The organism is Rahnella sp. ChDrAdgB13 (assembly GCF_017655185.1).
Classification (GTDB): Bacteria; Pseudomonadota; Gammaproteobacteria; order Enterobacterales; family Enterobacteriaceae; genus Rahnella; species Rahnella contaminans.
This window is the reverse complement of the sequence record NZ_JAEMGT010000036.1, coordinates 23,334-34,305: the sequence shown is the minus strand read 5'-3', so window position 1 is coordinate 34,305 and position 10,972 is coordinate 23,334. Positions and strand designations below refer to the sequence as shown.

General features: G+C 52.8%; 14 protein-coding genes. All 14 read right to left on the bottom strand.

The window, feature by feature from the left end; all coding sequences use genetic code 11:
- Positions 1–217 precede the first annotated feature (217 nt).
- Positions 218–664 carry a hypothetical protein gene (locus tag J8X26_RS12805; RefSeq protein WP_208951060.1) on the bottom strand — a complete coding sequence of 149 codons (447 nt, stop codon included), beginning with the start codon at positions 662–664 and terminating at the stop codon, positions 218–220.
- A gap of 38 nt (positions 665–702) precedes the next feature.
- On the bottom strand, positions 703–885 hold the full coding sequence (locus tag J8X26_RS12800; protein WP_208951059.1) for a type II toxin-antitoxin system HicA family toxin: 183 nt from the start codon (positions 883–885) through the stop codon (positions 703–705).
- 110 nt (positions 886–995) lie between these two features.
- Positions 996–1,943, bottom strand: coding sequence for an ArdC family protein (locus J8X26_RS12795; RefSeq protein WP_208951058.1), 948 nt, complete (start codon positions 1,941–1,943; stop codon positions 996–998).
- Between the two features lie 503 nt (positions 1,944–2,446).
- Complete coding sequence (locus tag J8X26_RS12790) at positions 2,447–2,728, bottom strand: hypothetical protein (RefSeq protein ID WP_208951057.1); 282 nt, start codon at positions 2,726–2,728, stop codon at positions 2,447–2,449.
- A 31-nt stretch (positions 2,729–2,759) separates the two neighbouring features.
- The gene (locus tag J8X26_RS12785) at positions 2,760–3,278 is read right to left on the bottom strand and encodes a hypothetical protein (protein ID WP_208951056.1); all 519 of its coding nucleotides are present in this window, start codon (positions 3,276–3,278) and stop codon (positions 2,760–2,762) included.
- A gap of 39 nt (positions 3,279–3,317) precedes the next feature.
- Positions 3,318–3,629, bottom strand: a complete 312-nt coding sequence (gene flhD, locus J8X26_RS12780) for a flagellar transcriptional regulator FlhD (RefSeq protein WP_208951055.1) — start codon at positions 3,627–3,629, stop codon at positions 3,318–3,320.
- A 25-nt stretch (positions 3,630–3,654) separates the two neighbouring features.
- Positions 3,655–4,137 carry a lytic transglycosylase domain-containing protein gene (locus J8X26_RS12775; RefSeq protein WP_208951054.1) on the bottom strand — a complete coding sequence of 161 codons (483 nt, stop codon included), beginning with the start codon at positions 4,135–4,137 and terminating at the stop codon, positions 3,655–3,657.
- Entirely contained in the window at positions 4,119–4,736 is a 618-nt protein-coding gene (locus J8X26_RS12770; protein ID WP_208951053.1) for an A24 family peptidase, read from the bottom strand. The genes J8X26_RS12775 and J8X26_RS12770 overlap by 19 nt, the downstream gene beginning before the upstream one ends.
- A gap of 1 nt (position 4,737) precedes the next feature.
- Positions 4,738–5,166 carry a type IV pilus biogenesis protein PilM gene (gene pilM / locus J8X26_RS12765; RefSeq protein WP_208951052.1) on the bottom strand — a complete coding sequence of 143 codons (429 nt, stop codon included), beginning with the start codon at positions 5,164–5,166 and terminating at the stop codon, positions 4,738–4,740.
- 127 nt (positions 5,167–5,293) lie between these two features.
- A complete protein-coding gene (pilV, locus tag J8X26_RS12760) occupies positions 5,294–6,562 on the bottom strand; it encodes a shufflon system plasmid conjugative transfer pilus tip adhesin PilV (protein ID WP_244370545.1) in 1,269 nt (422 codons plus the stop codon).
- Positions 6,563–6,789: 227 nt separating this feature from the next.
- Positions 6,790–7,731 carry an ATPase, T2SS/T4P/T4SS family gene (locus J8X26_RS12755; protein ID WP_208951051.1) on the bottom strand — a complete coding sequence of 314 codons (942 nt, stop codon included), beginning with the start codon at positions 7,729–7,731 and terminating at the stop codon, positions 6,790–6,792.
- 32 nt (positions 7,732–7,763) lie between these two features.
- Positions 7,764–8,267 (bottom strand): type 4 pilus major pilin, encoded by a 504-nt coding sequence (locus J8X26_RS12750; protein ID WP_208951050.1) that lies wholly within the window; start codon positions 8,265–8,267, stop codon positions 7,764–7,766.
- 119 nt (positions 8,268–8,386) lie between these two features.
- A complete protein-coding gene (locus tag J8X26_RS12745; RefSeq protein WP_208951049.1) occupies positions 8,387–9,454 on the bottom strand; it encodes a type II secretion system F family protein in 1,068 nt (355 codons plus the stop codon).
- Positions 9,447–10,964, bottom strand: a complete 1,518-nt coding sequence (locus J8X26_RS12740; protein ID WP_208951048.1) for a GspE/PulE family protein — start codon at positions 10,962–10,964, stop codon at positions 9,447–9,449. The genes J8X26_RS12745 and J8X26_RS12740 overlap by 8 nt, the downstream gene beginning before the upstream one ends.
- Between the last annotated feature and the right edge of the window lie 8 nt (positions 10,965–10,972).

Here is a 10,972-nt window from a genome sequence, read left to right as displayed (position 1 = left end):
TATGATTGAGTACCCGGAGCGAATGTCCGGGTACTGACAAACGGGCGTTTACACAAAATCTGGTACAGGCCCGAAACATCTGTTTGGCTGTTGCCGAATGTGATTTTCAGAGCCTTTCCGTGTGCTACTTAACGCAAAGGCAGGGAGTAGTTTTTAGAACCTACAGCATTGAATATCAGGTGAGTTTAAGGCCCCACCTGATATTCTGATGATATGGCTATTGAATATGATCATCGCGCATAACGTTCAAATCAACGCGACGTTGCAGCTGGTGAAGAGCCAGCTCAACGGTCTCCACTTTCGATGAATGCTCGACATCGAGCAGCCGGTCAATTTGTGGCCCCTTTTGCCCAAGCTTGCGAGCCAACTCAGCTTTGCGTGTTCCGGTCTCGATCATCGCGTTATGCAGCGCCGCTTTCATTGCAACTAATACCGGGACAGAAACGACATACTCTCCAGGTTCGGCGTCTGTTGCATATGGAATAGGTCTGCGTGCATCAACCTCGATGGATAATGCTGTGACAATGCCGTCAGCCGCTTCAAGCAGAGCCTCATCGACGGAATCACCTACAGAGTTCATCAGTGGCAAGTCACGGCATGAGACGATGTAAGCGCCGGTAGGCTCGTCGAGTTCTAATTTCACCGCGTAGTTAAACTTAAACATATAGCACTCCTCGGCTTATCGTCTGAAAAGGCTGGGGCTTAAAGCCCCAGATCCTTGATTATTTTCTTTCTTAATGGTTCGGGCATTTCTTTCGAACCATGGTCGGGAAATACAGACCGCTTCCCGTTGAGCGTTACCTTCTGATGACTCCCTCCACCCGGCGCTTTAACAAATTCTGCGCCTTGTTTAAGTAGCCACCGTCTGAACTCACTGTACTTCATTCACGGTCTCCTTAACCAACATACACAGGATAACATAAACCAGATAAAACACAACTTATTTGTTGTGTTGTTTATCATTTAAGTTATCCCCTGCTAAATTTGGTCAGAAATTAAATTTCCATTAAATAACGGTGCGCCTTAGAGGCAGCACTTGCCGCTTTAAAGATAAAACGCTTGTCATTTTTCAATGATTTCAGCCATGAAGCGATATAGCTTTCATGCTGAACCTCACCCGACACACCTAAATCAGCCATTAAGAATGCCGCGCCAAGCTCTGCAATGAGTTCTTCAAATGCGTACCCTTCTGATCCAAAGCCGCCCTTCATTTCACGGTTTAACCGACTTTTTGCGCCGCACCAGTGGACAAGTTCATGCAGGCCGGTAGCGTAAAAGTTTGCTGCATCAGCAAAGCGGCCGCGCTCAGGCAAAAAGATTTCATCGGTGGTCGGGGTATAAAATGCTGCCTGTCCTCTCTCTGTGATTTTCGCGCCGGTACGCTGTATCAGTGATTCAACCTGCGGCAATGGGTCAAATGTTACTGTTGGTGTGGTGCATTCCGCCGCCAGCGGTAAACCGTCGATCTGGTCAACGTTAAAAACGGTGAAAGTTTTCAGCATAGGAATAAAGTCAATCTCTCCGGCTTCATTTTCCTTCTCCAACGTTGTGTAGAAGATCGCCACAGTCCCGCGTTCACCTTTACGAACCTGAGCACCGGCGGCCTGTGCCTGCTTATAGGTTAACCAACGTGGATCACTGAACCCCTGCTTTGCTGCACTGCACCACAGCAACATGATATTCATACCGCTGTAAGCAGTGCCGGTGGCATAGTTCGCCGGTAAACCTGACATTCCTGCAACACGTTCCCAGGGACACGTCCACGGCTTAACACCCGCCTCTAACGCCTCGATAATGCTATCTGTCACTGTCTGATAGAGATCAGGCTTGTTTTTACCTGTAGAAAATTTCGGTTTTGAGGAGCCTGACGGGTCAAGCTGGGATACGCTTGTCGCCTGTGAGGCATTAGGGGCGGTAGTTTGGGTATGCAGGTTCATAGTCATGGTCGTTTCTCCGTCAGTGTCAATTTCGTTTTCGTATCGCCTGACGGTTCGTCACCCCAACATCGTTCTGTTCAGCAAGGGCGCGCAGCGTTTATATACCCTTGCTGAACAGGTTGTGCTGGGGAACGATTACCGGAAGCTGATTCGAAAGTGAAAGTGACGCAGGAGAAAATGACGGCAAGCATTCCCGAACGTAGCGCCCCTTATGCCACACGGGTGAAATGCCTTTGCATTCGATGTTAGGCCCGAAAAGTAAAGCGGCCAGTAAACAAACCAGGAAAAGTGTCTAAAACACGGGTTTCAGCCCGTAAACAGGTCAAAATGAAAACCAAGAATTAGTTTACAAATTAGCAACATTTAAAAACGTGTTTTTAGCGAGGATAAGTTGGGGTTTTACGCCTTTCGACGGCTCAGGCGTGTGAGTGCCTCGTGCGCGGGGCGGTAAATGACCATTATGTTAAATAGGCCGTTATTAGAGAAAATTTGCTTGGCTGACACTAACATCAGGAAGGTAGTTCTATTTCATATTCACCTGGCTCTACCCCTCCGCAAAGAAGGATGAATCCCCCCTGCCCAAAACCACGGTCATACTCAAAATCAAACATATCATGGCAGCCATAAATGTGTGATATCGCCTCTTCAAGCGCTTCTTTATTCAGATTCGCACGCGTATAAAAGCACACACTATCAAACTCAATACCGGTGGCACTTTCGCATTCCGTCACTGCCAGGATCACTTTCACACACTGCGTGGGTACTTCTTTTGGCATGGTATTGATTAACATGCTGATATCTCTTTAATAATAGTGACCATCACTACCCAAATATAGCTGCTGTGACAAAGGTGACAATGAGCGCCGCCATGAGTAAAAGTGAGATGAGCAATTCCCACCTGAAAATTGGCCGGTCGGTAAAAATGATGGTTTTCGCGCCACTTTTGCGAATAGCGTCAAACATTTCATCGGCTTCTTTTTCGGCTCGCAAAGAACTCTGTCGCCGTTGCTCGCCTGTCAGTTGAACGTAATCTTCTCTGGCGTGATGCCTGTATGAAGCTTCCAGCCAGCTGATAACATGGTCAAGTACCGCTTTTTTGTGCGGACCGGCCTGGCGATACAGCCGCCCCACACGCAGCCGGTGCAGATAATCCAGCAGGTCCGCCAGGCCAAATCCAGAGATTTCCGTACTGTATTGTGCCAGGACAATCGCCATGTTTAACATGACGTCATAACGGAACCGGCGCGGGCAGATTTCCTGCACGTCCAGCATGATGCGACGAAACTGTTTTTCTTCCTGCCTGAAGCTGTATTGCATCGATGTTTCTGTTGTAGGTGTCATTTCCAGATCCCTTTAATCGATTGTAAGCATCTGAGGGTATTATCGTTTCAGCCTGTTTCGGGCCAGTAAAATACCCGCATGGGTGTTTTGCAGGGCCTCCACGCGCGAATCCTGCATCAGCAAACGGATATCTTCAGGGGTGTAGCGCAAATCCAGTATCAGCTGGCTGGTTTCACCCAGCGTCAGCAACTGCGGAACGGTGACAGACAGAAGAATGTCGGCCATTTCTTCATTCATCCCCAGGCGGAAGCGGGCAGGCTCCCGGTCCTGATACAGCATCGCCTGTGCCAGCAGCAGATATGAAAGGTTGATCTCGCGAATTTTTTCGGTAAAGCCTGATGTGCTGTTCAATGACCCCCTCCACAGCGTGTGTGTTTCAGTTACCGGTTAGTACGATGTACCGGTCATAAACCTTGCGGGCATATTTCATCCTGAACGCTTCATTCGCCTCTTTAAATCCGGCGTTATAAGCCCCCACTGACGTCCAGTTGACGCCGTTCTGCCGTATGTTATTCGCCAGTATCCAGGCTCCCACATGGATGTTCTGGCAGGAATTGCTGAGCAGTACCTCACGCGTGATACCCATGCCCCTAAGCGTCGGTAGCCAAGATGAGTTGATTTGCATGACGCCTATATCTTCACTGAGCACCTTGCCATTTCGGATATTAAGCCCAATAGCAACGGGATTGAAGCCGCTTTCCACCTCCGCGATGGCCCACAACAGCCGCCAGTCCACGCTAAATTTCATTCCCGCTTCGTGAAAGCAGTGAACCATCTCCGGGGAAACCCTTGCCGCCTGCACCCTCCCGGAGATCATCGCCAGGAACAGGCAGAACATCATCAGGAGCAGACGCCGCATAGCCACACCACCACGAAAGCAGGATAGAGCAGGGTGATAAACGGTACCCCACGTGAAAATCGGCTCACTACAGTGGTCAGTACAAGACTAAGGGCCAGGCAGAAGGCGGAGGCCTGCGGTGTCAGCCAGGCACCGGTCGATACCAGCACGTACACATCTCCCGAAGCCAGCGCAGGCAACTGCCCACGACGCATCGTAATTAGGTTGAGCACAAGGGCAGGGATGAGCATCACGGCGGCACCGGCAAACACAGGCTGCGCATCGGGAGAGCCCGGCAGGCAAGCGGTGAGTGCTACCCAGGAAAGCAGAAAGATGAGCACGTCTGGCACCCATCTCGTCACGCTGTCAATGTACGCCGCGCTGCCCAACAGCAGGACGAACAATGCCAACATCCAATCATGGTTTTGCATCCAGACAGGCAGCACGCCGCCACACAAAAAAAACATAGCCCGCCATGGCCGCACACGTGCCGCTGCCGGATACTGTGCTGTACTTTCACAGGATTCGGCAGCGATGAGTCTGGCGCGCTGATATAACGCGGGCAGGTTAAAGGCCAGCATCAGGGAGAACAGCAATACAGCAGTTATTGTCACCAACATATTACCTCACATAAACGACGTATCCGGTGGGAACGAAACCGGGTCGGGCAAGCCTCCCGGCGGGTGTATTGATACCCGTGACATCTGATAGACCGAAATGGGAACTGTTTTCAGTCTCCTGCATCAGCAGCGCGAATAATCCCGGCGTTGAGGGGGTAAAGACATAACCCGTTCCCCCGCTGACACGCAGCTGTATTTGATTGTTGCGTGGTTGCCAGGCGGGCAGGGTAATACGTGTCGCCACGTCACCATCAGCAGGTGTACCCGAGGTATAGAGGTCATTGAATGCATCAACGTAATTCAGGAACTGAGCGGCCTGTTGTTCCTGGGTCACTACCGCGATGTTTTCTGTTTGCGCATCCGTAATAATCGACAACAGGATACTGACCACGGCTAAAAGCACCGCAGTAAAGAAGAGAGAGGATTTCATTTCTCACCTTAATAGACAGAAATAGATAGGGTTCTTATCGGGCAGCGGGCATCCGTACCGGATTGGCAGCGATGTCACTAACCGTTTTACGGCTTATAAAGTTGGGGCTTACCGGGGTAGGGAATAATTAATTCTGTGCACAAATGGCATAGGCATAGGTGGTGACATCAGGACAGGCAGCACTCCATCCATTGCCTGAAGGAGCACTCCATTTTAGTCTGTTGTCAGACCCTGTATCACACGAACCACCGCCACCCAGTAGGGTTTCGTTATTCGCACAAGATACAGATGCGACGGTTTTCGCACTCCCTGTTCGTACTATTGTTTTGTTTGTGCCTGCTGATTTCCACACACCGTACTGGCAGGAAAGTATGGCTCCGGACGCATCGCGGCTTATCGCACCCCAGGTATCACAGTAAGTGCCCGCTGTATTGATTTGTCCCAGTTTCATAACGCCTCCCAACACAAGGTCATTGTTCCCCCGAAGCGTACCGTTAGCGATAACATCATTGTTAGCCGTCAGGTTGCCGTTAGCCGTGATGTTGCTGCCGGCTGTGATGTTTCCGGCGGCGGCAATGCTGCTGTTGGAGGTTATGTTGCCGTTGGCGGTGATCCAGCCGTTAGATTGCACACTCTGCTGCGCTGTCAGCCGGGCAGTGTTCACATCCCCGGACGCATTCAGCGTCTGGCCATTGACCGTCTGTGAGAAATTGCCGTTGTTGGCACCCACGTTGTTTGCACTGGTTATGTTATTGCCGCCCATATTCAGCGTTGTGCCCATGGTGTTGAGTTCGGGATGTCCTGCTACGCTGTGGCGGTAGAGATAGTCGTTTACCAACGCTCCGTTGGAGTAAAAGCCGGCGATCACCACGCTGCCATCACCGGGGTTATAGCCACCAAAGGCCGACAGATTCTCCTGCCAGCTGCCCAGCGCACCTTTAGCGACGCCGCTCTGAATGTACCCGCCAGCCGCACCGATATAGCTGGCGAGTTTGCGGGCCTGGCTCAGCGTCAACGCAGTCCCCCCGGTCAGGAACGTCATGGTATGGAACTTGTTCGCCGTCGGTTGAAAAATGAGTGTCCGGTACGTCGCAGTATAGGTATTCGAGGAGGAATACCCGGACGGTAGATAGCCCGCCGTTACCAGCATGGGCACCGTCAGCGTATAGGCGGATGACGGACTGCTGCCCGCCGCGATGGTGGCCTGCTGATCTGCGATATAACGATTCACCGCTTTCTGTACAGTATTCGCCTGACCGGCGGCAACATTCATGCGGTACACCTCCGCCGCCCACAGGCTGAGCGGGATCAGCAAAACAACCAGGATAGCGCCCACAATGGTTAATCCGGAAATGGCATCGGTGGTTTGCGCGATCCCCCGTTTCAGTGTTTTCATGGTTTTGCTCTCAGAGTCTTGGGGGCCAAAGACAAACTATTATTATCAGGACTCGTCACTGAGTGTGTGTTGAGGGTGCACGCCGATAGGGGATCTGTGAGCGATCCTTTCTCCATAAGATAGGTTGCCACTGCGACTACGATAAGCAGGATAACGAAGTTCAACGTCCCCACTCCGTGCGGGCCGTCGGTAATTTCCACAACGCCTTTTTTTAAGGTTTTCACGATTTACTCCTTAAAATCATAAGTAATGGCAGAAAACGGGTCGCTAAGAGATTGGAAGCTGCCTGCCGCGATTTTGGCCTTAATCGTGCCCGCCATCGGCGTGTTGCGAAGGTTAAACCCCGTAATATCAACGTGCCGCTGATTGCTCATTGGATTAATCCGCAGGGTCTGGTGTGCAACTACAAAGAGCGTGCTCGCAATGTTTGCTTTGGCCGTCGGGCTGAGTTCTTCACAGAACATCGTGTAACGTTCCAGCGCCTCGGTGACCGATGAGGCGTGGATGGTGGACACCACAAACATACTCAGCGACGCCTTCAGCACCTCATGTGCCGTGGCACCATCGCGGATTTCACCAAGCAGGAAAGCGGATGCCCCCATGCGGTAGGCTTTACGCGTTGCACTGGCGTAGCCCTCGTTTTCCCGGACCTCCAGTTGAATACAACGCCCTTTCCCGTGCCGCCCCTGAAGCATCGTTTCCGGCGGGTCCTCAATCGCGACGCCCAGGTGCCCGGTGAGGGCAATCCGGTGCTGGAGCACCGAGGCCGCCGTGGTGGTTTTGCCCGAGCCCATTTCACCGGCAATCAGAAAGAGGCCGGCGGCACCCGGCAGCTCAACGGAACGGCGCAGGGGGGTACTGAGCGGAACGTCGGCAAACGCGCGAATGTCCGCCGGCGTCTGACGAAGCACCAGACTCGTCCGGTTGAAGAGATCATGCGAGACGGTGACACGGTACAGGCGGGAGTCATAAAAACAGGAAAATTCACTGCGCCCCGTTTCAACATGTCGCGCAATGCAAAGCTCATGCAACTGTTTCGCATCATCGGCCAGATTGTCGGGGACGGGCACCAACAGCCCGGCTCCCCCGACCAGTCCTTTGATTTCCGCGTAATCTTCGCCGAGATAGAGATCGATAAAGTCCGACTCCCGGAGCGTAGTGAATGTCATGATGTTTCCCAGTGCGAGGCGAGAGGGTGAGATTAGGATTTGGTGGTGAACGTCAGAGTGTTATCGCCATCCACGCAGGCGGTAGCGGCATCGGCGGCGGTCACTTCGCCGGTGATGGTGGTGGAATTCACCTTAGTTGATGCCATATCGGCCGTCCCGATGCTTTGTGCGACTTTCACACAGTCACGCTGGGGAAGTGCATTATCTACCACGGTGAAGCCCAGACCATTACCGTTTACCGCAACCAGTCCCCCGGCCTTGTTATAAATCTTGCCATTGGTAACGTTGTAGTTTCGGGCAATACTCCCACCGGCCACCAGTGCGGGCACGTAGTCCGCCGTACCATACCCGTCAGAGTTCCGTAAGTTACGCGTTTCACTGATGACGGTGGTGAGCAAAGTGACTTCGTTCGTGCTGTTCAGTTTGAAGTACGCCACCGCCACCGCAGCCAGAACCAGGCCAATCAGGATAATCGTAATGCCCAGTGCACTGATGGAATCGGTAATATTGGAGATACCTTTTTTCATGTATTTCATTTCATCTTTCCTTTTATTTCAGACGTAACTTATGAGCGCAGGAAGACCCTGCGGGAATGTGTAAAATCGAATTGAGGACTTCAGAACTCCCCGGACAGTGAAGGGGAGGGGCGAGCGGACTAATTAAAGAAGAAAGCCTTCTGTATAAGACTGAACATAATGAGGACCAGTGCCGCCACCAAAGCGGCACACAGCAACAGACTGCCTATCCGCATTCTGTCGCCGGTTCTTTCAACGTCGTCTACCGTTTTTTCCAGCCAGCTGTCGGCAAAGCGTTTCAGCGAACCTTCACTGTTTTTGGTTTCAAACAGGCTCTGTAGCTTAATAATGGCCCGCTCATCCGGGAAGTCGTAGCCGGTGACGTCCAGCGCTTGTCCGAGGTTCATCTCACCGTTGGGAATCGCTCTTTCCAGGGCATCTAAGCGCTCATACAGCCAGGCCGACCGGGTGGAGTCTTTCATGCTGCGGATAGCCTCACGCATCGGTATCCCCGCAGAAAACATCGCATTCACGTTCATGATAAACGCCGCCCCGTGTATGCGTCGGTAAATCGACCACGGGGGGAAGCGGTCCAAAAAATACCGCAGACGCCCGGTCAGTCGGGGTAATGAAAAGACCGTCAGCGACACCGAGCCGCCGAGTAAAAGGATAATGGCCCACCAGTATTGTGTTATCGACAGGTAGAAGTAGTACACGCCCGTCTGCAAGCTGTTCCACTGGCTGAGCGGCACGGCCTGCATGATCACCGGGACGAGCATCACGCAAAACAGTGTCACCACCCCCACAGACAGCATCAGCAGATAACCCGAAATCATTGACGTTGCTTTGACCACACGCCGTATTCGCGCAGTGCCATCCGCAATACCCATCGCATTAAGAAAACCATCTTGAGGGTTTCCCGAAATATCACATGACTCGATGATGCTCAGCTCCTGGTCGGGGAACCACTCACGTAAGGAACCGGCGAGCCCAAATCCGGCAGCGAGATTGTCGCTACACTCCTGAAGGATTTGCGCCACCGGGTCGCCCGGATTTTTCCCGCGCCGGCTGTAGTTATCAATGAGTTTTTGAAAGGTTTCCTCTGCGGAACGGCCATCGAGCAGGTATTGCCGGAAATCGTCATAAATCTCAATACGGTCCCGCGCGTTAAACGTGGCCTGATAAATAAAGCGTGCGATCCTATTCATAACTCCCCCCCGTCTTCAGCCTGGCGTCCCGGTCAAGATTACAAATACGGCGATGAACCCAGACCGGATCCGCGCGCCCTTCTTTAATCAGCCGGGTCGCATTCGCGCACAGCGTGACGCCCCCTTTCGACATCCAGTTGAGATAGGCGGTCAGCTTGCCTTTATCGGCATACAGCCGCATAAATTCGTTGTCGGTTTCAATGACCTCAAAGACGCCGATCCTGCCCTTGATGCCGCTCTGGCCGCAGCAGTCACATCCGTCCGGCTTACGCAGGTAAATCCCTTCGTTGCCCGCATAGGTTTCCACCAGATCGCGCATGTACGGACTCACGCTTTCCCGCCCCTCAGCCCAGGGCACCCGGCATTCAGGACACAGCAGCGGCACCAGGCGCAGCCCAACGAGGCCGGAGATAATCGTGGGATCAAACAGCAGGTCTAACTCAACCCCAAACTTTCTCAGTCGCTGAAGAATGTCCACCGGGGTGTTGGTATGGGTGGTCGTTATAGCAGGGACACCGGTCAGTATTGCCTCTATTGTGGCAATGGCACTGTCCGCATCACGGATCTCCCCGATGTAGAGCCGGTCAGGGTCCATGCGGAGCAAATTGCGGATGGCCTCGCCAAATGTCTGCTTACCTCGGGGTGTCTGGAAAAGCCCCTCTATCGGCGACTCAATCGGGTCTTCCACTGACATGAAGTTTTCACCAGGATCCTCCGCCGCCAGGAATTCTGCTGAACACTGGCACACCGTAGATTTACCGTGTCCGGTGGGTCCGCTATAAAACGTGCCGCCCGAGCTGCTGAGCGTCCGGCGAAGAGTGGTCTCTTCCGGGGGCATGAGTCCTAACTCTTCAAAGTGCAGGCTCTTTTTGCGCCGGCTAACGAGGCGAAGCGCAACGGCCAGCCGTCCCTGCCCACCCGGACGGCTGGCGAAGCGGCAGGTACTCAACCCAAAATTATTCACGAACTCCTCACGCACGCGGGCATCGCAGGGTTCGGTATAACTGAGCGATGTATGGCTTTGCTCCTCACACATGGAATTGAACAGGGCATTCATCAGCCGCGTACCCCATTCCACCGACTCGGTACGCATACGACGCAGATTACCGTCGATGCGGTACAGAACACGCGTGTACTTGCTCTCGATACGGACGTGTATATCTGAACCGCGCAGACCCACGGCCTCCTCAATAAGACTGAGATTCAGGTTCTGAAAATCGCTGCTGCCAGCAATAGCCTCATCTTCGGCACTGAACTGCTGAGTAATTTTTTCGAGGTCTTCGCGGTCGCACCACTTCACCGTGGTTTCGTGTCCCTGACTGCGCAACGATTCGCGAACCTCAAAAAACTCTGTGTTTTGGTCAAGCTCATTGAGAACATACAGACACAGCCCCTGCGTCCCGTCCTCTCGTATCAGGCGAATATTTTCCCTGACAGCCGCTGATAAAACACGTCCTGAAAGCAGCTGCGACAGGGGGAGCAGCGTATGTGTGTTTTCGCTCAGATTCATAAGGAACC